This window comes from Peribacillus sp. P4_B1, assembly GCF_056402395.1.
Map to the genome: position 1 here is coordinate 40489 of NZ_JBFUHM010000013.1, position 23647 is coordinate 64135.

At 40.5% G+C, this 23647-nt stretch carries 23 protein-coding genes, 2 pseudogenes and 3 riboswitches; of the genes and pseudogenes, 7 read left to right on the forward strand and 18 right to left on the reverse strand.

The genetic code is table 11. The annotated features are described in order from the left end of the window. Positions 1 to 10: 10 nt before the first annotated feature. From AC1DVK_RS09830 to AC1DVK_RS09875, 10 genes are read right to left on the reverse strand one after another with little or no spacing between them, the layout of a single operon-like run. A complete protein-coding gene (locus AC1DVK_RS09830; RefSeq protein ID WP_410861648.1) occupies positions 11 to 1135 on the reverse strand; it encodes a cobalt-precorrin 5A hydrolase in 1125 nt (374 codons plus the stop codon). Next, positions 1132 to 1908 (reverse strand): precorrin-4 C(11)-methyltransferase, encoded by a 777-nt coding sequence (cobM, locus tag AC1DVK_RS09835; protein WP_089363086.1) that lies wholly within the window; start codon positions 1906 to 1908, stop codon positions 1132 to 1134. The genes AC1DVK_RS09830 and cobM overlap by 4 nt, the downstream gene beginning before the upstream one ends. After that, a complete protein-coding gene (gene cobI, locus AC1DVK_RS09840) occupies positions 1905 to 2612 on the reverse strand; it encodes a precorrin-2 C(20)-methyltransferase (protein WP_477626376.1) in 708 nt (235 codons plus the stop codon). Before cobI ends, cobM begins: the two co-directional genes overlap by 4 nt. Beyond that, entirely contained in the window at positions 2605 to 3807 is a 1203-nt protein-coding gene (gene cbiE / locus AC1DVK_RS09845; RefSeq protein ID WP_176431934.1) for a precorrin-6y C5,15-methyltransferase (decarboxylating) subunit CbiE, read from the reverse strand. Before cbiE ends, cobI begins: the two co-directional genes overlap by 8 nt. Beyond that, entirely contained in the window at positions 3782 to 4915 is a 1134-nt protein-coding gene (locus tag AC1DVK_RS09850) for a cobalt-precorrin-5B (C(1))-methyltransferase (protein WP_410861650.1), read from the reverse strand. Before AC1DVK_RS09850 ends, cbiE begins: the two co-directional genes overlap by 26 nt. A gap of 3 nt (positions 4916 to 4918) precedes the next feature. Further along, positions 4919 to 5566: a precorrin-8X methylmutase gene (locus AC1DVK_RS09855; protein ID WP_089363089.1), complete on the reverse strand. Its 648-nt coding sequence runs from the start codon at positions 5564 to 5566 to the stop codon at positions 4919 to 4921. Positions 5567 to 5578: 12 nt separating this feature from the next. Then, positions 5579 to 6349 (reverse strand): precorrin-6A reductase, encoded by a 771-nt coding sequence (gene cobK / locus AC1DVK_RS09860; protein WP_410861651.1) that lies wholly within the window; start codon positions 6347 to 6349, stop codon positions 5579 to 5581. After that, positions 6346 to 7248 (reverse strand): sirohydrochlorin chelatase, encoded by a 903-nt coding sequence (locus AC1DVK_RS09865; RefSeq protein WP_477626377.1) that lies wholly within the window; start codon positions 7246 to 7248, stop codon positions 6346 to 6348. Before AC1DVK_RS09865 ends, cobK begins: the two co-directional genes overlap by 4 nt. Positions 7249 to 7266: 18 nt before the next feature. After that, positions 7267 to 8922, reverse strand: coding sequence for a precorrin-3B C(17)-methyltransferase (gene cobJ / locus AC1DVK_RS09870; RefSeq protein WP_477626378.1), 1656 nt, complete (start codon positions 8920 to 8922; stop codon positions 7267 to 7269). A 14-nt stretch (positions 8923 to 8936) separates the two neighbouring features. After that, the gene (locus AC1DVK_RS09875; protein ID WP_377384626.1) at positions 8937 to 9305 is read right to left on the reverse strand and encodes a (2Fe-2S) ferredoxin domain-containing protein; all 369 of its coding nucleotides are present in this window, start codon (positions 9303 to 9305) and stop codon (positions 8937 to 8939) included. A gap of 151 nt (positions 9306 to 9456) precedes the next feature. After that, positions 9457 to 9646: riboswitch (cobalamin riboswitch) on the reverse strand. A gap of 202 nt (positions 9647 to 9848) precedes the next feature. After that, positions 9849 to 10046: riboswitch (cobalamin riboswitch) on the forward strand. A 179-nt stretch (positions 10047 to 10225) separates the two neighbouring features. Here AC1DVK_RS09875 and AC1DVK_RS09880 point away from each other — a divergent pair. The 4 genes from AC1DVK_RS09880 to AC1DVK_RS09895 are packed head-to-tail and all read left to right on the forward strand — an operon-like array spanning position 10226 to position 12909. Further along, positions 10226 to 10969 (forward strand): energy-coupling factor ABC transporter permease, encoded by a 744-nt coding sequence (locus AC1DVK_RS09880; protein ID WP_061462939.1) that lies wholly within the window; start codon positions 10226 to 10228, stop codon positions 10967 to 10969. 1 nt (position 10970) lies between these two features. Next, positions 10971 to 11282 (forward strand): energy-coupling factor ABC transporter substrate-binding protein, encoded by a 312-nt coding sequence (locus AC1DVK_RS09885; RefSeq protein ID WP_089363094.1) that lies wholly within the window; start codon positions 10971 to 10973, stop codon positions 11280 to 11282. 40 nt (positions 11283 to 11322) lie between these two features. Further along, positions 11323 to 12045, forward strand: a complete 723-nt coding sequence (gene cbiQ, locus AC1DVK_RS09890) for a cobalt ECF transporter T component CbiQ (RefSeq protein WP_477626379.1) — start codon at positions 11323 to 11325, stop codon at positions 12043 to 12045. An 18-nt stretch (positions 12046 to 12063) separates the two neighbouring features. Then, the gene (locus AC1DVK_RS09895) at positions 12064 to 12909 is read left to right on the forward strand and encodes an energy-coupling factor ABC transporter ATP-binding protein (RefSeq protein ID WP_089363096.1); all 846 of its coding nucleotides are present in this window, start codon (positions 12064 to 12066) and stop codon (positions 12907 to 12909) included. Positions 12910 to 13002: 93 nt separating this feature from the next. Here AC1DVK_RS09895 and AC1DVK_RS09900 read toward each other — a convergent pair whose 3' ends face one another. The 3 genes from AC1DVK_RS09900 to AC1DVK_RS09910 all read right to left on the reverse strand — a co-directional run bounded on the left by AC1DVK_RS09900 (position 13003) and on the right by AC1DVK_RS09910 (position 16832). Next, positions 13003 to 13224 carry a YozQ family protein gene (locus AC1DVK_RS09900; protein ID WP_089363097.1) on the reverse strand — a complete coding sequence of 74 codons (222 nt, stop codon included), beginning with the start codon at positions 13222 to 13224 and terminating at the stop codon, positions 13003 to 13005. A gap of 215 nt (positions 13225 to 13439) precedes the next feature. After that, a complete protein-coding gene (locus AC1DVK_RS09905) occupies positions 13440 to 14873 on the reverse strand; it encodes an alanine/glycine:cation symporter family protein (protein ID WP_089363098.1) in 1434 nt (477 codons plus the stop codon). Positions 14874 to 15953: 1080 nt separating this feature from the next. Next, entirely contained in the window at positions 15954 to 16832 is an 879-nt protein-coding gene (locus tag AC1DVK_RS09910; protein ID WP_410861653.1) for a LysR family transcriptional regulator, read from the reverse strand. A 241-nt stretch (positions 16833 to 17073) separates the two neighbouring features. Between AC1DVK_RS09910 and AC1DVK_RS09915 the strand changes: the two genes are divergently transcribed. The 3 genes and pseudogenes from AC1DVK_RS09915 to AC1DVK_RS09925 form a co-directional block, all read left to right on the forward strand. Beyond that, positions 17074 to 17703 (forward strand): chromate transporter, encoded by a 630-nt coding sequence (locus AC1DVK_RS09915; RefSeq protein ID WP_477626380.1) that lies wholly within the window; start codon positions 17074 to 17076, stop codon positions 17701 to 17703. A 71-nt stretch (positions 17704 to 17774) separates the two neighbouring features. Then, on the forward strand, positions 17775 to 18320 hold the full coding sequence (locus tag AC1DVK_RS09920; RefSeq protein ID WP_410861654.1) for a chromate transporter: 546 nt from the start codon (positions 17775 to 17777) through the stop codon (positions 18318 to 18320). A gap of 380 nt (positions 18321 to 18700) precedes the next feature. Then, a pseudogene (locus tag AC1DVK_RS09925) lies at positions 18701 to 19031 on the forward strand (transposase); the annotation flags it as partial. On the opposite strand, the pseudogene AC1DVK_RS09930 reads toward AC1DVK_RS09925, so the two are convergent. From AC1DVK_RS09930 to AC1DVK_RS09950, 5 genes and pseudogenes are all read right to left on the reverse strand, one after another. Then, positions 19032 to 19565: pseudogene (locus AC1DVK_RS09930) on the reverse strand (D-serine ammonia-lyase); the annotation flags it as partial. Positions 19566 to 19639: 74 nt separating this feature from the next. Beyond that, entirely contained in the window at positions 19640 to 19954 is a 315-nt protein-coding gene (locus AC1DVK_RS09935) for a DMT family transporter (protein ID WP_410861655.1), read from the reverse strand. Positions 19955 to 19993: 39 nt separating this feature from the next. Further along, the gene (locus tag AC1DVK_RS09940) at positions 19994 to 20323 is read right to left on the reverse strand and encodes a DMT family transporter (RefSeq protein ID WP_477626381.1); all 330 of its coding nucleotides are present in this window, start codon (positions 20321 to 20323) and stop codon (positions 19994 to 19996) included. Between the two features lie 29 nt (positions 20324 to 20352). Then, positions 20353 to 21225, reverse strand: a complete 873-nt coding sequence (locus tag AC1DVK_RS09945) for a Cof-type HAD-IIB family hydrolase (protein WP_477626382.1) — start codon at positions 21223 to 21225, stop codon at positions 20353 to 20355. A gap of 626 nt (positions 21226 to 21851) precedes the next feature. Beyond that, a complete protein-coding gene (locus tag AC1DVK_RS09950) occupies positions 21852 to 23168 on the reverse strand; it encodes a Na+/H+ antiporter NhaC family protein (RefSeq protein WP_477626383.1) in 1317 nt (438 codons plus the stop codon). Between the two features lie 192 nt (positions 23169 to 23360). Further along, a riboswitch (SAM riboswitch) is annotated at positions 23361 to 23468 on the reverse strand. Positions 23469 to 23647: the final 179 nt, after the last annotated feature.

The window sequence follows — 23647 nt, forward strand, 5'->3', positions numbered from 1 at the left end:
TATTCCCTCCTTAAAAAGGAATGATCCCAACTGATATGGTTACATTCCCCGATTTTTTCTTAACCAGCTCCAATTGTTCAGCTTTAGTATAAATCCTGACAGCCGGTTCACTCACACCGTATGCACCTGTATATTTAAAAACTGTATCGGATGGCGCTTCGATTTGAGCTTGATTAAGCTCTTCCGGTTCATAATATACAAATTCCCAGCCATATTTCTTAACTACTTCAATCAAGCCAATTTCGTCTTTCTTTAAGGAAATTGTACAAATCGCTTTCACGCTTTTTAAGGAAAACGATAATTCCTCTAGCGTTTCTGTAATCACTTGCTCAATTTCAGCAGCCGATGTTCCCCTATTGCACCCGATACCAAGAACAATTACTTGAGGACGATAAACGATCCCATTTTCCAGGATCCTCTTTTCCGACTGGCTAAGCATGCGGTGAGTGACGACCAGAGCTGCTTGTGGCTTCGCTTGAAGCGCTTCTTCAATTGAAGGGTATATGATTATGCGTTCAGGTAATGGCGTTTCATACGACCACCAGTTCCGTTCACCTGACTCCTGTACAACGGCAACATGCTCTTCATTTACAACGGACGCACTTACTGGCGTCAATTTTTCTGCTGAATCCCAAATCCAGCCAAAGCGCTGGCCAAATAAGTCGACAGGAATCGTTTTCTGTACATCCGAAGCCGTAGTGATTATAGCTTTCGCGTCAAGGGCAGCAGCAACTTCCTTAGTCAGTTCATTTGCTCCGCCAAGATGCCCTGACAATACACTTATAACATTTTCCCCTTTGTCATCAATGACAACCACACCTGGATCCGTTTTCTTATCCTTCAAAATGGGAGCAATCATACGGACGACTGCCCCGAGTGAAATAATTAATATGATTCCTTTATATTCCTTGAATAAAGCTGGTAAAAGCATACGGACGCTTCCCGAAAAAAGCTGGATCTGTTTATGCTCTTCGTCCCCTTTTTCAAACTTGCTCATGTAATATAGATCGGAATTCGAAAAAACGGTATGTAATTTTCGTGCCAGCTCGACACCATGCTTTGTAATTGCCACGATCGCATAAGCATGAGACTGTTTAATGGGAGCAAGTTCCTCTTCCTTCAATTCAATGATCATGGCTTAACACCTTTTCTGAAACCGTGGGTAAAACTCGCATCATATAGTTTTGAACGGTATTCATCTTTATCATGGATAGTAGGGTCTAACGCCCATCCAGCCAAAATCATTGCATGCTTGCGGATACCATTTTTACGCATATCATCATCTAAATTAACTAACGTGGTACGGACTATTTTTTGGTCCGGCCATGTTGCCCGTTGAATGACTGCGACCGGCGTATCATCCTTCCAACCGGCTTCCTTGAGTTCTTTAACGATTTTTTTAGTCAAGGTCGCACTCAAGAAGAGGGCAATCGTACAGTGATGACTTGCCAAATCACGTAACTTCTCAAATTCAGGAACAGGAGTACGTCCTTCAGCCCTCGTCAAAATGAGTGTCTGGGTTAAATCCGGGATAGTCAGCTCTGCTCCTATTGCCGCTGCCGAGGCGAATACTGAACTTACGCCAGGAATCACCTCATAACCAATATCCTCTTTCTTCAATAGGACAATTTGTTCCATGATCGCCCCATACATAGCAGGATCCCCTGTATGGATTCTGGCAACCATCTTTCCCTCTTTAACACGATCAACCATAATGCCAACAATTTCTTCCAAATGCATTCCAGCCGTTTTTAGCACTTCAGCATCCGGTTTTGCCTTAGCAATTAATTCCTCATTCACTAATGAATCCGTATATAAAATCACATCAGCAGTTTGGAGAATGTTCAATCCTTTTACAGTAATCAAATCCGGATCTCCTGGGCCAGCACCTACAATATATATCTTCATTTTCTCACCACCATCAATGTTAAGTATTCTAGTTCAAGTCCTTCCAATTCACTCACTTTCCAAATCACTTCTTCATCGGATGTGACTTTTGTTACGACCGACGCCTTTTCAAGCAAGTTTAAATCTTTTAAAACAGTAATCATTAAATCGATGACTTTTGCCACTTTGATGAACACCACAGCATCATGATCTTCAATCGCCTTCCTCATCGCTTCATAATCATCCCTTGCCGGAACAATCGCCACATGATCATCACCATCCGCCAAAGCGATACCTAACCTTGACGCTGATCCATTAAACGAAGAAATGCCCGGGACTGTCTTAATTTCGACTTCAGGATGTAACTCCYGCATCAATTTCATCATATGTATGAACGTACTATATAAAAGGGGATCACCTTCCGTAACGAAAGCAACATCTTTTCCCTCGTATAATTTTTGCCAAACCTTTTCAACCGTTCCGTTCCATTCCCGATCCAAAATTGCTTGATCTTTCGTCATCGGAAAAACTAGGCCCAGCATTTCCTTCTCTTCAGGACGAATGTAAACTTCAACGATGCGATGGGCGTAGCTTTTACTCCCTTTTCTTTTTTTGGGATATGCAATGACAGGAGACTCCTGAATCACGCGAAATGCCTTTACTGTAATAAGCTCTGGATCGCCCGGGCCCACGCCTAGGCCATATAATGTACCAAGATTACTCATTCATGTCTTCCTTTCGTTGTGCAGTAATGATATAAACCGGATTAAGCGGGACGAATCTGTTCATTCCCAATATTGGCTTACTTCGGGAAATTTGCGCATGCATGATGGAAGTGTGAAAACCAGCTTCCCCAAATGCCTCATTAGCCCGGTAAAGATTCTCGATCGTTGCAGCATTTAGAACGATCCTGCCGCCTTCTTTCAGCCGTTTGCAGCAAGTATTGATTAGATCTACCATTTCGCCGCCTGTCCCGCCAATAAAAATCGCATCAGGGTCTGGAAAAGTTTCCAGGCCTTGCGGAGCTTTTCCATGAATAGCTGTTATATCGGTACGGAATTTTCGTTGGTTTTGATAACAGTTTTCTAAATCAGGCTCATTTTTTTCAATTGCGAAGATTTGGCCTTCTGATGCAAGCTTAGCCGCTTCAATTGCCATTGATCCCGTACACGTCCCGACATCCCAAACTATGCTATTTTTTTCGAGTTTCAACGCATGCAGGCTCAATACTCGAATTTCCTTTTTGGTTATGAGTCCTTTATCCGGCTTCCGTTGCAAAAATTCTTCATCATCTATCCCTAAAGACCAGCTTGGACCTTCTGATTTTCTTTTTAAAATGACAACATTCAACGGGGAGAATTCCCGCTCCATCATTTCATCAAGTTCATACCAGCCAGAGTCTTCAGTTTCTCCTTGAAGATTTTCAGCAACGAATGCCCGATATTCTGTCATTCCGTATGAAAGGAGATATTTAGCCAGTTGGTTTGGACTATTTTCGATGTCAGTAAGCAAGGCAACTTTTGCTTTCCCATCAATCCTTTGGGCCAGCCCTTTCATACTGCGGCCATGAATACTAACTAGGAAAGCATCTTGCCAGCTTTCACCCATTTTTGCAAAAGCAAGCTGAATGGAACTGAAATATGGGTAAACTTCCATGTTGATTTTGCTGGAAAGATAGCCTCCCATTCCGTAAAACAATGGGTCACCGGAAGCTAAGACAACAGTTGGACGAGTTTCATCCTGCAGTTGTTCCACTAATTTCTTCAAACCGCTCTTTATGACAATCTTCTGGCCAGAATAGTTCGGAAAGAAGGATAAGACCCGCTCGCCTCCGACCAGCACTTCACTTTCTTCAATCCATTGGGCATATTGCGGCAGTAAGCTTTCCTGACCGTTATCCCCTATCCCGATTAATTTCATCGATTGACTCAATTCCAACAGCCCTTCCCAGTAATTGTCCTTTCAACGAATAAATCGCCGTTTCCATTTCAATGCCACCCTTCACTTGCTTTATGGCAGAGTGACAGCAGGATTCACATAGTTTATTAAAAAAATCAAAATTATTGATCGCCGACATCATGTCCCCAACTTGTGATGCTGTGTTTGCATTCTTGATTTCAAGAACAAGATCATCTCCTGCTCCAACGCTATGGGCTATTTCCGATAGAAAACCGAAGTCGACCGGGGCACTCTTTGAATGCACCATCATCACACCTTGGGCAACTTTAGAAAATTTCCCCATCATGCCGACCAGTGATACCTTTTTTATTCCCTGCCTCTTACATTGCTTAAGTGAGAAGCCCACAAAGTCACCCATTTCAATAAAGGCTTCCTCCGGTAAATCCTGAAGAAGGCCCATTGCATACTTTTCACTTCGCCCGCCAGTCGTTAAGACAAGATGCTCACAACCACTCGCTTTGGCGACACTTATAGCCTGGACGATACTTGCCATGTAGGCCGAACTGGAAAAAGGGACGACGGTGCCCCTTGTTCCCAAAATGGAAATGCCTCCCACAATCCCCAAGCGGCCATTTAATGTTTTTTTCGCTATTTCTTCACCTGCGGGCACGGAGATGACGACTTTCACTCCTCTATTGATCTTAAATTCTTCCAATGTTTGTTGCACAGTGGTTAAAATCATTTTGCGCGGTACAGGATTAATGGCAGCTTCTCCTACAGGAACCGGAAGCCCGGGTTTGGTCACACGACCCACACCAATCCCTCCATCCAAGATAATCCCAGGGACATCCGACCAGCTGACAGTAGAAATGATATGTGCCAGATGGGTGGCATCGGGATCATCTCCGGCATCTTTTATCGTTTCTGCACTAACCGCATTATCCGATATATCATATTTCTCAATAGTGAAAGTGGCATCTCGGCCGATAGGCAAGGAAATCGTTGCTTCCTCCAGCGCATCCCCCGTGATCAAGGCGGTCAATGCCGCTTTGGTCACGGCTGTCGAACATGCTCCAGTCGTATATCCATGACGCATTTGTGAGGGGTCTTTCTTCACTTTCTTTTCCATTTTTTAACTATCAGCTAAAAGGGAAATCGCGTTCAATGCGGCAACTGTGACAGTACTTCCACCTTTTCGGCCAATATTCGTAATGAATGGCACTTCTGTGATCTTAGCGAGTTCCTCTTTCGATTCTGCTGCAGAAACAAACCCAACAGGCATTCCAATGATTAAGTCCGGTTTTGCTATCCCTTCTTTAATAAGTCGGATGAGCTCAAGTAAAGCGGTAGGTGCATTGCCGATGGCGTAAATGCCCCCTTCATTTTCCTTTACGGCTTTTTGCATCGAAATGATTGCCCGTGTCGTATTCAAACGTTTCGCTTCGACCATCACATCCGGATCTGAAATATAGCAATGAACGTCCCCGCCATGTTTTTGAAAACGTTTTTTGCCTGTACCGCTCTCGATCATTTGCACATCGGCAATGACATGCCTGCCTTTGCGAATGGCTTCCACACCAGCTTGAATGGCATTTGGATGGATGATGACACTTCTTCCCAATTCAAAATCCGCTGAAGCATGAATGACCCTGCGGACAATCTTCCATTCATCTTCGGAAAAATCATGATTCCCCATTTCTTCAGCTATCATTGCAAAGCTATAATCATATATTTTGTCCGGGTCTACCGTTAGTGGTTTAAAATCCGTTTTAAAGTCCATCTTGCATTCCTCCTATTTTTGAGTTAGCTGTTTATTCAATTCGGCAATGACATGATCAAAACTGGAATGGACATTTTGATAGTCGACATTTGGCCGGGATATCATAATCGTCTCTATTCCACATTCCAAGGCGGCTTCCAATTTCTCATCAACCGCACCGACCTTGCCACTTTCTTTCGTTATCATCAATGTGACGCCATACTGTTCATATAGAGCTTTATTTAATTCTTTGGAAAATGGACCTTGAATCGCAACGATATTCTTTTGTTCAATGCCCAGCTGTGCACATTTTTCCATATTGTCCATGCGTGGCAGCATTCTTGCTATGACTCTGGTATTCTCGAGACCTAGCAATTCTTTTGCGAATACAGCTAGGGTTTTACTTCCGGTCGTAAGCATGATGACTCCCCTTTTGGCAGCGGCAAGCTTGGCAGCTTCCTCATAATCACGGACAACTATCAATTTATCATTCTGAAACCGTTGACTTTCACGCTCATAACGAATATATGGAACATTTGCTGCCTTTGCTCCGTTAAGGGCGTTTTTGGATGCTTCTTCGGCAAATGGGTGACTTGCATCAACTACAGCCTGAAAACCTTTTTCAGAGATTAAGGATGTCATATCCTCTGCAGTTAATCGGCCAATACGGGTGGATATCCCTTCATCTTGCAAACTCTTCGCCGCCGACGCGGTTACAACAGTTGCCAAAACCTCGAATCCCACCTGCTTCATCTCAATCGCTAATTCCCTTGCATCACTTGTACCTGCCAAGAACAAAATCATTTTGATGTCCCCACTACTTGCTCATCGTGATCGTGATCATGGTCGTGATCGTGGTCGTGATCATGGTCATGATGGTGGTGATGGTGGGCATGTCCATGTTCCTCGACATGTTTACGATAGTTTTCCAGATCACGCGCCCCACTTGATCTGCCTTCGCTAGCTTCAATTACACGTTCTTGCAAAATGTTCTGTAAGGTTGGATGATACCCAAAATACTTCGCCAAAATAAATTCTCGATCACGATATTGCTCTTGATAGCCTTTCAGCATATCTTCCATTCTTTCCATTAACACACCCGTGAAAAGGAAATATGGCAGCATCACTATTTTTTTTGCCCCTAAGCGGATGCATCGATCAATGGCTTCATCCACGTGCGGGTCCGTTACACCCATGAAGGCACTTTCGACCCATTTCACGTTTAATTTTTCCCATAATAATCGTGAAATTTTATATATATCACTATTTGCATCAGCGTCACTGCCGCCTCGGCCGATTAGCAAAATTGCTGTCTCAGGCTGTTTTGAGGATGTATCGAAACCAACTTCCTCAAGACGATCTGTCAGGATCGTCAATACATCATGGTGGACCCCGATCGTTTGACCATATGTGAATTTCACTTCTGGATACTTGGTTTTCCCATCCTCTATTTCAGCCGGGATATGTAATTTCGAATGTCCTGCATGCAACAGAATGATTGGTATGACGATAACTTCCGTAGCTCCTCGTTTTACACAATTATCAATGCCTTTAGATATATTCGGTGCCGCAAACTCCAAGAAGCACGTTTCTACCAAAAAGCCGTCATCCATTGCCGGAATCATATTTTTAATAAAATGAAGGACTTCTTCGTTTCCTGAAGCCAAGCGGCTTCCATGTCCTACGAACAAAACTGCTTTCATTTACTTTCCCCCTCTTGATTAGTCTTCACAAGGCGCAGGCTCTATGTTTATTTTGGGAGCAATGTCCTGATAAGAAAAACTCTGTATCTTTTTTGCACGTTTGAAGTATTTAAAAAGCMGCTCATTTGGATGGGCATTTTGCGTATACTCCCCGACAATGTCCGTAATCAGTTCAACAAGCTGTTCCGGTTCAATGCCTTCAGCAACCAGCTGACCTGGATGGGCTGTTCTTCCAACCGGTTTAGCTCCAAGAAATAAGTCGAACTTCCCTTTTCGGAAGACAATCCCGATATCATCCATCACAGCACTATAACAAGCCATTCCACACCCATTAAAACCGATGTTCAGTTCCTTAGGCATTTTCATTCCGCCGAGCACCCGGTGTATTTCATCCGCAAAAGGAATGGATTCCGCTTTTTCCCCATCACAGAAATCACAGGCTTTTAATGTCAGTACATCTCCAATCGGCGATAACAGAAAGTTTGCTGATTGCAATTTCCCCGTAATGACTTCCGGATCCGTTGTCGGAATCTTTAAAACGATCTTATGGTTTGGCGTGTATTCCATCGATCCCTTTTCCCCGACAACTTCCGCAAGTGTCATCATTTGTTTGGGAGTGAATTGTTTATTCGCCACACCTGGACTGACCGCAAGTTCGAATACCGACTCCATTTTTTGCTGAACAAACGGCTTAATGGGTTGCTGAACGGTTTGGCCCTTAACTATAGACAGGGCTTCCATCGCCATTTCAAAAGAAGTCGCCTTCTTTTCTGGTGCTTTTGTAAGTAGTCCAACCCCTCCATCAGGCTCAGCGTAGGCTTCTTGCATGGAATCGGCTTCTTGATCTAATGCCCACGGTTCTGCTTCTTTTTGCAGACGCTGATGCGGCTTCAATGTTTGCTTTTCCGAATTCAATGTATATTTCCTCTGATAACCTCTTGGTGTGATGATTTTGTCATCATATAAAAAGGTAGATGAATTACCAATAATGACGGTGGTCAACATTCCAATATCGTGATTCAACATATCTTTCAAATTGGTTATGACAATATCCTGCCGATCGCGATAAGCACTTTTCACCAACCCGACAGGTGTATCCGGTGAACGGTAGCGAAGGAGAATTTTTTGTGTTTCTACAATTTGCCTAGTCCGCCTTCCGCTACGCGGGTTATAAAGGGCAATGACAAAGTCAGCCATTGCAGCAGCTTCCACCCTTTTAGCGATAAGTTCCCAAGGCGTTAAATGATCACTGAGGCTGATGGTACACGAATCGTGCATGACAGGTGCCCCAAGTAAAGACGCACAAGAGTTGATTGCAGAAATACCAGGGATGACTTCAATGCCCACTCCAGTATCTTCTTTCCACCCTTTTTCAATCAATACTTCATAAACCAGCCCTGCCATCCCGTACACTCCGGCATCACCACTAGAAATTACAGCCACTTTCTTTCCCAGCTCCGCTTGTTTCACTGCTTCCTGAGCACGTGATACTTCTTCAGTCATTCCCGTACTAATAATCGTTTGATCTGTAAGCAGTCCCTGAATGAGTTCAACATAAGTCTTATAACCAATGATGTAGTCACTTTCTTGAAGGGCTTCGACAGCACGTTTGGTAATGTGTTCAAAATTCCCTGGCCCAAAGCCCACGACGAATAATTTACCGTTAGTACTCATTAAGACATCTCCTTTTACGATTTGTTCTTTGAAATACCCGTATGAGCAGGAAAATCTGGATTAGGGATCATTTCCCCATCACTGAATTGGTAGATCATCTGTGGCACAAACTCCCCATCATCGATATTACTTACAATCTTCCGACCGTAATCTGGGGTATCCACCCGATACCATCTCCCTTGGGGATACTCAATTACAACGCAGGCGTCCTTACATCTTCCGTTACAGCGTGTCCTGGTTGTATGAACTTTCATATCCAGTCCCTTTGAAGTAATTTCATCGCGAATCGCTTGGGTTACTTCTTCCCCGCCTTTTTTCATGCAACTGCTTCCATTGCAAATCAACAGATGCGTATTAGTACCCTGCAAGTTCCAAGTAGTCATCTTCTTCCTCCTGAGTTCAGGGAAAAGGCAAAATAAAAAACCTTAACATAAGAGTTAAGGTTTTAAAAAAACTATATGAATGAGGAGCCTTCGGCAAATATGCTGAATCTCCCAAAATCGTCATAGTCCTTCTACCTTTCCCTCCGAAAAGTATCATACAATTTCAAAAGCAGGTTTCCTGGCTTACGCTTCATTTTACTTTGTCCCTTCCCGGCATTAAGCCAGTGGTCATCGACAATTTCATCAGCGTTTACAGTAGCGGGGGCTGCATCGGATTTTCACCGATTTCCCTATTATCCCTTGATAATTCACACAAGAGCACTTTTAAAATGAAATATTTGGTTTTATTATACATTTCTAGCTAACTTTATCTATCATATAACAACTTTAGCAAAATTCAAAGTTTATTCCGACTGTTTAGAAAAGTTTAATAGGGTAAATCCAGCTCCATGCCTCGCTTCTCTGCGTTATTAGCCTAAAAAAAAAAAAGAGAGTGTAGCTGGAATTATTTCTTTATGATAAACTATACGAGATTTTTCAAAATAATTACATAAGTTTTATGGTGTTGAATTTTCTCGGAAATTCAGCTTAAAAGGGAAGCCGGTGAAAATCCGGAGCGGTCCCGCCACTGTAAAGGGAAGTCCTATTGCCTTAAGGTTAATCCACTGTCAAATGAGATGGGAAGGATGTAATGGGATGATGAACCAAAGCCAGGAGACCTGCCATGAAGCGTGAAACTGTTTCAGCCTACGAGGATGGGTGTGCGGATCAGGCAGAATAGCCCGTGGTTGGTTTATGCTATGGAATTCCTGTTCATTACGCACTTCTTTCTTTTTTAGAGAAGTGCTTTTTATGTTGGGCGCCGCTTTTCTTCTAAAAGCCTTGATTAGAAAAAATTAAAAGTGTTGAAAGGAGAAAGAATGAAAAAAGACAATTGGAAAATTCTTTATTTTGTCATTTTATTGCTTCTTGTACCAAAACGTGCTATGGCCATGCATATTATGGAGGGATTTTTACCGATTGAATGGGCCATATTCTGGTGGGCCATTATCCTTCCATTTTTAATCTTGGGTTACCGGTCGATTAGGTCCAAAGTAAAGGAAAACCCAGAAACAAAAATGATACTCGGCCTATCGGGAGCATTTGTATTCATATTATCGGCCCTGAAGATTCCTTCCGTTACGGGAAGTTCTTCACACCCTACAGGAGTTGGTTTGGGTTCCATATTATTCGGACCATTGGCCATGAGTGTCGTGGGTTCCATCGTACTGTTATTTCAAGCTGTATTACTGGCTCACGGAGGGTTGACGACATTAGGGGCCAATGCATTTTCCATGGCAGTATGCGGACCGTTCATTTCTTACTTTGTCTTCAAGGGCGCAACTAAATTGGGGTGGTCTTTTTCTCTTGCCGTTTTCTTGGCAGCTGCTTTTGGAGATTTAGGAACCTATGTGGTAACTTCCGTTCAACTTGCTCTTGCTTTTCCATCCGAGGTAGGGGGATTCATGGCCTCATTCACTAAGTTTGCAGGGATTTTTGCCCTGACCCAAATTCCCTTGGCAATCAGCGAGGGATTATTGACAGTCGTTGTGATGAATTTCTTAAAAAAATACAATCTAGGCGAATTGAAATTGCTGCGAGTTTTATCTAAGGAGGCCCGTTAATATGAAAAAAAGTTTACTGCTGCTTTTCCTGGTTGTCATTCTTGCTACCATACCGTTAATCACCCAACAAGGAACGGAATTTGGCGGTGCCGACGGCGAAGCTGAAGAAGCCATCACAAATATCCATCCGGAATATAAGCCATGGTTCAACAGTATTTGGGAGCCACCAGGTGCAGAAACAGAAAGCTTATTATTTGCGCTGCAAGCTGCAATCGGAGCTGGTTTCATTGGATATTTCATTGGCGTAATGAGACAAAGGAATAAGCAAGCCAAACAAGCCATGCCCGAAGAATCCAAGCATGTTACTCATTGATAAATATGCCTATTTCAATGGGCTAAAGGATGAACATCCGTTGGAAAAAATGATTTTTGCACTCTCCCTTTTGCTTTTTTCCTTAACTGTAAGGGATATGGCCGTTTCGCTCATCACTTTTACGGTGATGAGTGCTTTAATCATTTTTGCGGCAAGAATCCCACTTTCTTATTATCTGAAATTACTCTTACTACCGGGGTTCTTTATATTATCAGGTACAATTACAATCCTTTTTTCTTTTACAAGCAAACCCACTCCAATATCCAATATATGGTGGTCTTGGAAAGCCGGAAACTGGCAAATATTCATCAGCGATGACAGCATTGGTACAGTGATCAATTTGATCACTGTCGTATTTGCCAGTATAAGCTGTTTATATTTCTTAACCTTAACAACACCCATTACCGTCATTCTATCAGTGCTGCGGAAACTTAAATTGCCGTCTTTATTGATCGATTTAATAGAATTGACCTATCGCTTCATCTTTATTTTTTTAGATACAGCTTTGGCCATTCACCTATCACAAGCTTCACGACTTGGATATGGCTCGATAAGGCAAGGCATTCGCTCTCTCGGGTTACTAATCTCATCATTATTTTTGGGAGTATTCCAGCGCTCTGCGCAATTGACGATGGCCATGAATGCAAGAGGATATCAGGAAAACCTATCATTTATCGATGATACTTACACCTATTCCTCCCGCAATTGGCTGATCGCCATTATCATACTAGGAAGCTTAATCTTTATTTATGGATATATGTAAATTGGAGGCAATTCAAAAATGGAAGAGCATATTTTTAATATAGAGGGCCTCACCCATCAATTCCCAGATGGAACGTTCGCTATAAAAGATCTTTCACTAACGGTTCAACAAGGTAAAAAGATTGCATTATTAGGCAATAATGGAGCCGGCAAATCGACTCTGTTCCTCCATTTAAACGGTCTTTTACAACCAACATCAGGAACCATCAGATATAAGGGCAAGAAAATTAAATATGACCGTAAAGCATTATTATCATTAAGAAAACAAGTCGGGATCGTTTTTCAAGATCCTGATTCTCAGCTTTTTTCCGCTAATGTGCAACAGGATATTTCGTTTGGACCGATGAATTTAGGATGGGAAAGAAACGTAGTCCGCGAGAAAGTACAATGGGCGATGGCTCAAACGGAAGTAACGGAATTAAAGGACAGACCAACCCATTTTTTGAGCTTAGGGCAAAAAAAACGTGTCGCCATTGCAGGCGTACTAGCCATGGAACCCGATGTCTGGCTCTTGGACGAGCCTACCGCTGGATTGGATCCTTATTTCTCCCGACAGATCATGTCTCTGCTGGACAGTATTCACCATCCTGACAAAACGATAATTCTATCAACCCATGATGTTAATTTGGCCTATCAATGGGCTGATGAAGTCGTTGTCATGAACGATGGGAAGGTCATATACCAAGGGGACCCTGTATCCGTTTTTCTTGATGAAGACATTCTAATGAGAGCACATCTGGAAAAGCCGTGGGTTTTTGAAATGTTTCAAGCCCTTCTTCAATCAAGGATACCCGCAGAAAAGGACCTTGTCCCAAGAACGAAGGAAGAGTTACTTCGAAAAATGGAGAGAGAAAGAATTTATTAATTAGATATCCCCTAGCTTAAAAAGCTAGGGGTTTAAATCAATATTTTCTAAAATTTCAGTCGATAATTCTTGTTCCTAAAAAATAAAATCACTTCATTTGCCTTCTTCCTCGGATCCTTCTTTTTTAATCTCAATATCCTTTCCATTTACATCATCAATGACTGCTTTTATCTCGCCTTCCGCATAAGTATCCGAGACTTGTTCGTGGGTTGTAGCCAATCCCGAAGATACAGCATCTTCCCGTTTATAATCACTGACATCATATATTCTTCCAGCAATTTCTGAAGATTCATTTTTTGATTGCTTGCTATCCATAGTTTTCACTCCTAGTTTTCAAATTGTCCAACCATCGATTGATAGCAGTACTAAAGACAAAGGTATTTTGTGTAAAAAACAAAACAATATTCAATCATGATAGAAAAAAGAGGAAAAAGCCTGACTTTCCTTATTTTCAATCACTTGATCATACAAAAAAAGCTTACAAGTAAAATCCCTTCTCAAGGGCTCTACCTGTAAGCTTTTATTAGAGCTTAGCTCTCCTTATACACATTCACATCCACATCATCGGATGGGTCTCCCCAACATTCCACATTCTTCAAACCTTTAATATTGTTCACATGGAAAACAGGATTTTTTCCACTTTTCTTTTGCTTTTGATAATCCGCCAGTGCAGCAAAAGCGATCTTCCCAAGTAATGCTATGGCGATCAGGTTGATAATGGCCATGAGTGCCATCAGCAAGTCAGCTAGCCCCCAAACAAATTTCAGTGAGGCAAGCGAACCGAATATCACCATCCCTACTACTGCGATACGATAGATGTTTAACCAAGCCTTATTTTCATTGATGAAGCCGATGTTCGACTCTCCATAATAATAGTTGCCGACAATGGAACTGAAGGCGAATAACAGGACGATAATGGCAAGGAAAATACCAGCCCAAGACCCCAATGCCGTCCCAAGTGCATTTTGGGTAAGGACGATTCCATCCGTTTCTTTCGATGTATAAAGACCTGAGAACAAAATGATGAAGGCAGTCGAACTGCAAATGATGAGCGTATCGACAAAAACACCCAGTGACTGAATGAGTCCTTGTTTGACGGGATGACTTACATCTGCCGTCGCTCCAGCATTAGGTGCACTACCCATCCCAGCTTCATTTGAAAATAGGCCACGCTTGATTCCCTGCATCATGGCAGCTCCCAGTACACCGCCAGCCACTTCTTTTATTCCATTAAATGCACTTTCAAAAATCAGAACAAAAACACCCGGTAACTCGGTAATATTCATGATGATGATAATCAACGCCACTATCACATAGGCTCCTGCCATAATTGGGACGATTACTTCAGATACCTTTGCAATCATTTTGATACCGCCAAAAATGATGACAGCTGTGACGACAGCCAGAATGAGACCCGTAACCCACTTTTCGATTCCAAACGATTCATTGAATGCACTTGAAATCGTATTGGCTTGAACCGAGTTGAAAGCAAGTCCAAATGTAAGCGAAATCAATACAGCGAACGTGATACCCATCCATCGGGCGTTCAAAGCTTTTTCCATATAATACGCAGGTCCTCCGCGGAATGCATCCCCATCCTTGACCTTATAGATTTGAGCAAGTGTACTTTCAATGAAAGCTGAAGCAGACCCGATCAATGCTATTAACCACATCCAGAAAACGGCTCCTGGGCCGCCCATCGTGATTGCGATGGCAACACCTGCAAGGTTACCAGTTCCTACCCTGGAAGCCGTGCTTATGCAAAATGCCTGAAAGGATGTCACACCCTTTTTTTCCGCCGTGGCTCCTTCCCCCAAAAGTCTGAACATTTCCCCAACCATCCTGAATTGGACAAACTTCGTACGTACGGAAAAATAAAGGCCCAATCCAATCAACATGATGATCAAAATGGATGACCATAACACATCATTTGTCTCACTAATAAATTTTTCTAACATCCCCATTAAAACAATCCCCTCTACTTCACTTTAATTATTATTACAAAAACATATACAGCTATAATTTATTTCCCTGTTCTTCAGGGAGATAAACTAATAAAGCCCATAAAAAAAAGGAAATTCCCGAATGAATCTCCAATACAATAATTATATTATATCCTAACTCACATTTTTTTTCATTCATGAATTGGTGGAATCAAAAGAAAAATATAATATTTCAGTATTCTTCCTTATGATATTAATCTTTCTTCCCCCACTTTATTTTAGTTCATTCCAGACGTCAGCAGAATCCCTTTTTCGTCCAAATCATCCAAAAAACTTTAATATAGCACCAAAAAGCCTCTTACCTTCTGTTCAAGGCTAACGTGCAAGGCTTTTTGCAAACATCGGATTCATATCATTTTTCTTAAACCACTCCCAATATAAGAAAAATTCCGTGCTGAAATTTAGTTATCATCTACATCGCAGAAGAGGCTTCAATGTATGAAATTCAAAAAAAGTGTAATCGTAAACAATCTAGGTATAATTCTCTTTGTAGGGATTATGTCAAGCCAAGGGATTTAACGAATGATTATCAAATTAGGGAATTAGTTTGCAGTATAATTTGAACATCAACTTTGATTTTCATAGGGAAAAATATGTAATGCCCAATTTTGTATTCATTTCTTAAAAGGATGCGGACGCTGAATATCCAAATACAAATAATGCCCTTCTCGAATGAGAAAAGCTTTTATTTAAAAATAATACCTCTAAAAATTTTATATTGGAGAAGTTTTTTTACTATTGCACTAATAGTCCACCTGAGAACCCCTTTAACTGGTTTAACGAAGATTAAGAACAAGATTCCTTAAATTAGAAGTAAGCCAGCTGCAAATAGGATAGTATTCACAAAACCAATTTATATGTTTGCTCCTTCTGACTGATATGAACAGCAGTGATAACAGTTCCAATCACTTCCGCTTTATTCATAAACGATATGCTAAGGCTCGTCATTAATCCTGATTGACTAACCAAGAACCTAAAAAACGCTGCACATCATGTGAATAGGAACGCATGCGACCGTAAAAAGACTGATGCTTCAGTTATCTATTGAAGAAAATTCACAAAATTAGACACACCTATTTTATTAAAACGCTTGTTTTTTCTGACTAGCCATAGATCTCTTGTTATATTTATACCGGAAATACCGACTTCCCGCAAAAAACCTTGATCCAATTCCCTGGCCAATGACAATCTTGGCAGAATACTGATTCCAAGTCCAGCTTCGACTGCACTTTTTATCGCTTGTGTACTTCCAATCTCCATGTAGTTTTCTATATTTTCTAAAATCCCATGCTCCCTTAACATGTTTTCTACGATAAGTCGTGTCCCTGAAATGGATTCACGCCAGATCATCCTTTCATTTCCCAATTCCTCTACCTGGATTTCTTTTCTGTCTCTCCATGTGTGGTCGGGTGGACAAACCAATATCAATTCGTCATCTGCGAATTTTTCTACAATAAAATCGGTGTTTTCCACGAGTCCTTCCACCAAGGCCAAATCAATGACATCGTTTGATAAATCCTCCAGAACTCGAGGGGTATTTTTTATCGTTAATGTCACTTTTATTTCAGGCTGCTGTTTTTTAAATCTCCCCAGCAAGCTTGGCAATAAATACTCGCCGATAGTCAGGGATGCACCTACTATGAGGTTTAAATTGTACTCGCCCACTGATTGCTGAATCACTTCTTTTGAATGGTTGAAGTCATTCACCATAGCTTTTGCAAAAGGGTATAACAACTTTCCTGCTTCTGTCACCCTTAGCCTCCCTTCCTCACGGTCAAATAACAAAGTGTTATAAAAATTTTCCAATTGGTGAATCTGTCTTGTTACCGCCGGTTGAGATAAGAAACTTAACCTCGCTGCCTGGCTTATGCTTCCTTCATCCACCACTAAACAAAACACTTTTAGATTTTCTAATTTCAAGACGCCGACCTCCATGTCTATAAATAGTTTAATAAAATGATAGCATCATATAGGTAAATGGTGAAATGGAAAAACAACGCTATTTTCCTTGAACAGGTGATTCTATTCAATTCTATAAAACGGATAAATCTTCTGGGTATAACGTTTTGTTATACCCGATGATTTTGTTGCAATTTACCCATTCCTTTTTCTTTGATATGTTAATAATAAGATTTATATAGAGCAGCATAGGAAGGGACTGATGACGATGAAAGGACAATGGAAAACACTGCTCCAATTATTTTGGACCTTTTTTAAAATAGCACCTGTCACATTCGGAGGCGGGTTTGCGATGATCCCTTTAATCGAAAAAGAAGTAGTGGAGAAGAGAAAATGGCTGAAAAGCGAAGAAATTACGGATGTTTTTGCATTATCTCAGTCTGTACCGGGAGCTGTCGCCGTTAACTCCGCCACCTTTATCGGCCATCGAATTGCCGGAATGAAGGGCGCAATGGCAGCTATGATCGGTGTTACACTTCCTACCTTTTTAATTGTACTGCTCCTCGGCATTTTGTATTTTTTCATTCAGGATAATCCAAAGATAGAATCCGCATTCATATCGATTAGAGCTTCCATAGTTGCCATCATCGCCTATGCGGCTATCAAGATAGGAAAAACGGCTATTGTTGACAAATCAACATTAGGTATATTAATAGTGGGGATCCCAATCCTTTTTTTCATTCACCCTGTTTTAGCTATATTAGCAGGCGCGATAGCAGGTGTTGTGACCATCTCTATTAAGAGGAAATTAGGTTACAAAATCAACATGGACCGAAAAGAAAGGAAAGAAGAAGAGAATGATTTCGAATATTTCATGGGTGCAGGCATATAGGTCCATGAAAGGTAGGTGATATTTCCCTGTTATCGGTTTAAACTAATTTTCAAGAAAGCGTGGGATAAAGGATGACGGAATTGTGGGAGTTGTTTAGCACCTTCTTTATTATCGGATTTGTATCGTTTGGAGGGGGATACGCCATGATTCCCGTAATAGGATCGGAAGTCTCACAGCATGGTTGGATGACGACGCAACAATTTACCGATGTAATCGCCATTTCCGGCATGTCCCCAGGTCCTATCACCACCAATAGTGCCATTCTCGTTGGCTATTCGACTGCTGGATTAGCAGGAGCCATATCATCTGCTCTCGGAATCCTGCTTCCTGCAATTATAGTCATAATCGTTATAGCCACCTTCTTCAGCAAATTGAATCATTATCCAATTATTCAATCGATGTTTTATGGACTAAGACCCATTGTCACTAGTTTAATCCTTTTTGCAGCGATAAGTTTTGCCATTTCCAATCATATGATAGCTATGAACTTTTCATGGCATACGATAAGCTTATTACTTGTTTTTGGATTATCATTATTTGCCTTATTGAAATTACGATGGCATCCAGCTTATGTCCTTATTCTTTCTGGATTAGTTGGTGTTGTCTTCTATTCATAACGACTCATTTTTCCGTTCAACACACTTCCATGTAATCTCTAAATCTTGGACATACTGAAAATATGACTGATTGGTATGGAAACGAAATATTTGTTCAAGTGAAACATTATCAAACAGACATATTTTTTAAAATGGTGCGATGGTACAACCTGAGTTTCGTGATTTTGTGGAAATGAAGGAGGAACGTGGATTTTCCGCCGTTCATCAATATGGGCAAAAGTTGGTTCCATAAATTAAAGAAATATCAAGCAGGAGAATTCGAATTTATAGTTCAGATGAGGAGCGACTTTGTTACTTTCTAAATATTGATTGAATAGGCTACACGGACAGAATTTTTAAGGTCAAGTAGACTACAGATACTACATTTGAGGAGAATCTACATGGCCAAAAGAGAACGCCGAACATTTACCGAAGCGTTCAAACAACAGATTGTGCAGCTGTACCAAAATGGTAAGTCAAGAAAAGAGATTATTCGTGAGTATGATCTGACTCCTTCTTCTTTAGATAAGTGGGTGGGTCAGTGTCAGAACTCGGGTTCTTTTAAGGAAAAAGACAATCTAACTGATGAACAAAAGGAACTCATGGAACTCCGAAAGCGAAATAAGCAACTCGAAATGGAAAATGACATGTTAAAGCAAGCCGCGCTGATACTAGGACAAAGTAAATGTGATTAAGAATAATCAGCATAAATACTCGATATCAGCAATGTGTAACCGTTACTCCTTTGCTTTTAAGAAGATCTTTTTTCCATATCCTTGCATCAGCAGACATATGGAAAAAAGAAGTTTCTAAATTTTTCACTATCAAAGATCGAATAATCATCATCTACGTCAATAAACCATGTTTAAGAGCTAATACTTCTGCGTGTTTCAACACGTCGTAAATGCCCCCGCGTGCTTTAATGGAACCTGAAATGGGAAGGTGGCTGTCACATTTCAACAAAAATGTCCCTTCTAATGGATGCTCATACATGTGTGATAGCTGTTGATGCATCGCCGGGATGGGTACAATAGGAGATTCAATGATTCCGTTTAGTTTTCTTGTTTCAGGAAAAACTTTAGCAATGTAAAGAGCAAAACGCTGTAGCCTTTCCTCGGCATCTTTTACATTTTTCTCATTATGTGGCCGCTTTTTAAGTACCTTTTGAAATGGTTCATATTTAGGATTTGGCCAAAATACATCCTTTGTAGCAACTAACTCGTTTATTAAAGGATATTCTTTTATCCAATCTTGAATTGTTTTCATCACTCTTCTCTTCCATAGGTATCGTACCTTTTTTCTTTATCTACTTATTGCCATTTAAAACCCTGACCTTAATGTCAAGAAGTCATTTTAATACCTACAGCCCCTGCAATAATACACATTATAAATAGGGTTAATCTTAAACTTTTAGGTTCATTAAAGAAGATCATTCCTGCTAAAACACTTCCAACAGAGCCGATACTGGTCCATATTGCATAGGCAGTCCCCACTGGAATAGAAGTTAATGACAAAGAAAGAAAATAAAAGCTTAAACTCCCCAAAAAAAGACACGCTACAGAGGGAAGCAATTTTTTAAACCCGTCTGCACGTTTCAGGCTTATAACACTACCAATCTCGGCAAATCCGGCAATAAGAAGAAAAAACCAAGCCATTGAATCATCCCCTAACCATGTATAAATCATATAATTCCTTTAATGCTTAGGTTGTGCTGGATCGATTTTTATTCCAATTATACCCAATATCATTAAAGCCATAAAAAATACTTTTAGTGGATTAATGGTCTCTCCCAAAAAAAGCATCCCAATTACTACTGTTCCCACCGTTCCCAATCCAGTAAAAACGGCGTAACCAGTTCCTAAGGGAATGGAATGTAAAGCTTTTGAAAGTAAAAAGAAACTATAGATTATAATAACTACCGTTACTATACTAGGTATAATTTTGGTGAATCCTTGAGAATATTTAAGACCGATCACCCAGACGATTTCCAAAAGTCCTGCCATTATGATATATATCCATGCCATTTTATCGCTCGCTCCTTCGGCATTGACACTTATTTTTGAACCACGAAGTTCTCCATATATCGATAAATCGCATAAGCTACCCCATTCTCATCATTTTTMAKGGTTGTCGTTGTACAAACAGCTTTTATGRCATCTTTCGCATTTCCCATCGCTACGCTGTATCCAACTTTCTGGAACATGGATAAATCATTGTTGCTGTCCCCGATTGCCATAGCCTGATCTAAGGAGCCATTCATCAAWAAAGCCAATTTTTCAAGGGCCATTCCTTTTGAAGCTCTTTTACTAGTAATTTCAATGTTGTGATCAGCAGATGAAACAACCATCAACTCATCAAACTGTTTGAATTGGTTCCATGCTTCCTCTAATTTCTTTTTATCAAAAGAACATGCTAATACGTTATAGAATTCTTCCTCCTGTTTTAAGATATCATGATAGTTTTCAACTAAAACATATCCAAACTGGTCAAATTGCCTTTCCGCTACTTCAACTAATTCTTTCATATCTGTATTCAAATCGGCGCTTTTCAAACTTTTAATCTCATTATGGAAATGTTCTCTTCCCTTTTTAAGAGTATAAATGGCTTTATCAGTAAACACTTCGTAATAATAATTMCGTTCATCTAACCATTGGAGAATAGATTCGACACAATCTTTAGTTATCGTAATAGAAGAAATGCACTTTCCGCTTTTGGAATGAATGGTTGCGCCATTTGTCCCGATTACAAATGGSGMAATMCCGGCTTTTTCACAAATTGTTTGAACATCAAAATAAGCCCGTCCTGTTGAAATAACKACTTCAAAGCCTCTATCTTGGGCATATTGAATCGCCTTTATATTTTCATCACTAATTTCATTCTGGTCGTTTAATAATGTTCCGTCTAAATCTATCGCAATGAAACTCATGCTATATAGCTCCTTTTCTCATTCAATCTATTAAATTCTCTTTCTAGCTTTTATCTGCTCTCAATAAAAAGCCAATCTTAATGTGGGATTTTTAATGTTTATTACTGTTTATTACGGTTCAATCATAATTTATCAATATAAACCCCACATTAATCCAATGTTAAGGTTTTGTAAATCAGGTCTTAATTTGTCCAATTCACCTGCTCTTATTTTCATTGTCAACTAGAAAAAAGCCTCAACAACTTACCGTAAAGAGGGGAAAGTAAAGGCAAATCTATTAAAGATAAAGTGAAAAGTTTTTTATTCAAACATATCACTCTTTTCAGTTCGTCATTAAACAAAGCTCCTGTTTAGCTAAATAACACTTATGCAAAAAACTCTCTTGAAACAAGAAATTATCGGTCTTATAAAGAAATTTTCGTTACAAAAGAAAATAAGCCTGAACCAGAGTAAATGGTTCAGGCTTATTTTTATTAGTTTAAACTAATAACCTTATTCATAAATATCTTTTTTCATACCAAAATATTTTTGGTCGCATATCGGTGCCAAACGGCAATTTTATGGTAATGTCATAACAACACCCTGAATCCAATGATTCAGGGTGTTGTTTCAAAATTATTCTCATTTTAAGAAGTACGTTTCTTCGCTTCATCATTTCCCGCCTGAAACCGTGGAAAACCAATCAAGATGGCAATAATTCCACAAATCCCAATAAGTATTGGGTAATAAGAATATGGCAAGATGCTTATAGGGGAAATCTTTGCTACCCCTGCTGCAACAAGGAGCTGTGCCCCATATGGAATCAACCCTTGGATGCTACACGCAAAAACGTCAAGCAAGCTCGCCGATTTACGTGGATCAATCCCATATTTCTCGGCTATATTTTTGGCTAGCGGCCCGGCAATGATAATCGAAATCGTGTTATTTGCCGTTGAAAGGTTCGTCAAACCAACAAGCCCGGCAATGCTGAATTCCGCTCCTTTTTTTGATTTGCTATTTCGGGTCACAAGGTGGAGTAAATAATCGATGCCACCATTATGTTTGATTACAGCTACCATACCTGCAATTAAAATGGCAAGGAAGGAGATTTCATACATTCCCGCCATTCCTTCCCCAACCTTTTGAATGACACTCAACGGTTGATAACTTCCATCAGCCAAGCCGATAATTCCGGCAAATACAATTCCGATGGAAAGGACCAGGAACACATTGACTCCTGCCAATGCGGTGATCAATACGCAAAGATATGGAACGATCTTCACCCAATTATAAGCATGTTGGGAAATGTCGGCTTGTTCACCCATCGTTAAAATTCCAAGGATGGCACATGTGATGATGGCCGCAGGTAAAACGATGAAAAAATTCACTTTAAACTTATCCTTCATTTTTGTTCCCTGTGTCCGCACTGCAGCGATTGTCGTATCCGAAATGAAGGATAGATTATCCCCAAACATCGCACCACCAATAACGGCCGCCATTGAAAGGGCAAGCGAAATATCTGTTTGCTCACTAATTCCAACCCCAATAGGTGCTAGGGCAACAATCGTTCCCATGCTTGTCCCCATAGATAAAGAAATAAAACAAGCAATAATGAAAATCCCTACCATCAATAGATTTTGCGGAAAAACAGCCAAGGCAAGATTCACTGTTGATTCAACTGCCCCCATGCCATTTGCAACCTTGGAAAAAGCGCCAGCCAAAAGGAAAATGATAACCATTAACATGATATTGGAGTCCCCGGCACCTTTACAGAAGATTTCAACCTTTTCATTGAAAGTCTCTTTCCGATTCATTGCCAATGCAGCTGCTGATGCGATAGAAATCGCAACAATCACCGGAAATGAATAAAAATCTTTCGTAATGATTCCGGAGCCAATAAATAAAATTAAAAAAACGACAAATGGGATCAATGCCCAGGGATTCCCTTTATTGTTTGCACTCATGATGAACACCTCTTTTTATTTTTCGCATGACATGTGTCACAGCCCTTATTCTTTTAACAGTTTTTGCAAATAACGCTAATAATAACCTGATATGCCCACTAATGGAATCAACAGCCTTAAAACTGTCGGCATAAAAAAAGACCTCTTCCTTTAAACAACAAGAAGAGGTCTTTTAATTTATAAAAAACGCCCCCCTTATCTTTCAGGCAAAAATTAGCCTGCTGGATTTGGCACAGCACTCCTATTAAGTCTGCTGCCGAGACATCTTCGGGCCAGTCCCTCCGTCTCTCTTGATAAGAAGATCTACATTATATAATTTATCAAATATTACGATATCCACCAGAAAAGTACCAGGCTGGAAACTCGCCGAAACCATCTGAGTTTGTGAAAGTGACATCGAAAGCCATATTGAAAAGCAAATATAAGAGTACAGCATTTTATGTATTTTCGCAAGGTTTAGTTTTAAAGAATTTCACATG

What these genes read in the sequence shown, in the direction of transcription:
- AC1DVK_RS09830 (WP_410861648.1), bottom strand. Translation starts at nt 1,135, where the DNA reads ATGATCATTGAATTGAAGGAAGAGGAACTTGCTCCCATTAAACAGTCT.
- cobM (WP_089363086.1), bottom strand. Translation starts at nt 1,908, where the DNA reads ATGAAGATATATATTGTAGGTGCTGGCCCAGGAGATCCGGATTTGATT.
- cbiE (WP_176431934.1), bottom strand. Translation starts at nt 3,807, where the DNA reads ATGAAATTAATCGGGATAGGGGATAACGGTCAGGAAAGCTTACTGCCG.
- AC1DVK_RS09850 (WP_410861650.1), bottom strand. Translation starts at nt 4,915, where the DNA reads ATGGAAAAGAAAGTGAAGAAAGACCCCTCACAAATGCGTCATGGATAT.
- AC1DVK_RS09855 (WP_089363089.1), bottom strand. Translation starts at nt 5,566, where the DNA reads ATGGACTTTAAAACGGATTTTAAACCACTAACGGTAGACCCGGACAAA.
- cobK (WP_410861651.1), bottom strand. Translation starts at nt 6,349, where the DNA reads ATGATTTTGTTCTTGGCAGGTACAAGTGATGCAAGGGAATTAGCGATT.
- AC1DVK_RS09865 (WP_477626377.1), bottom strand. Translation starts at nt 7,248, where the DNA reads ATGAAAGCAGTTTTGTTCGTAGGACATGGAAGCCGCTTGGCTTCAGGA.
- AC1DVK_RS09875 (WP_377384626.1), bottom strand. Translation starts at nt 9,305, where the DNA reads ATGACTACTTGGAACTTGCAGGGTACTAATACGCATCTGTTGATTTGC.
- AC1DVK_RS09880 (WP_061462939.1), top strand. Translation starts at nt 10,226, where the DNA reads ATGAAAAAAGACAATTGGAAAATTCTTTATTTTGTCATTTTATTGCTT.
- AC1DVK_RS09885 (WP_089363094.1), top strand. Translation starts at nt 10,971, where the DNA reads ATGAAAAAAAGTTTACTGCTGCTTTTCCTGGTTGTCATTCTTGCTACC.
- AC1DVK_RS09895 (WP_089363096.1), top strand. Translation starts at nt 12,064, where the DNA reads ATGGAAGAGCATATTTTTAATATAGAGGGCCTCACCCATCAATTCCCA.
- AC1DVK_RS09900 (WP_089363097.1), bottom strand. Translation starts at nt 13,224, where the DNA reads ATGGATAGCAAGCAATCAAAAAATGAATCTTCAGAAATTGCTGGAAGA.
- AC1DVK_RS09905 (WP_089363098.1), bottom strand. Translation starts at nt 14,873, where the DNA reads ATGGGGATGTTAGAAAAATTTATTAGTGAGACAAATGATGTGTTATGG.
- AC1DVK_RS09915 (WP_477626380.1), top strand. Translation starts at nt 17,074, where the DNA reads ATGACGATGAAAGGACAATGGAAAACACTGCTCCAATTATTTTGGACC.
- AC1DVK_RS09920 (WP_410861654.1), top strand. Translation starts at nt 17,775, where the DNA reads ATGACGGAATTGTGGGAGTTGTTTAGCACCTTCTTTATTATCGGATTT.
- AC1DVK_RS09935 (WP_410861655.1), bottom strand. Translation starts at nt 19,954, where the DNA reads ATGGCTTGGTTTTTTCTTCTTATTGCCGGATTTGCCGAGATTGGTAGT.
- AC1DVK_RS09940 (WP_477626381.1), bottom strand. Translation starts at nt 20,323, where the DNA reads ATGGCATGGATATATATCATAATGGCAGGACTTTTGGAAATCGTCTGG.
- AC1DVK_RS09950 (WP_477626383.1), bottom strand. Translation starts at nt 23,168, where the DNA reads ATGAGTGCAAACAATAAAGGGAATCCCTGGGCATTGATCCCATTTGTC.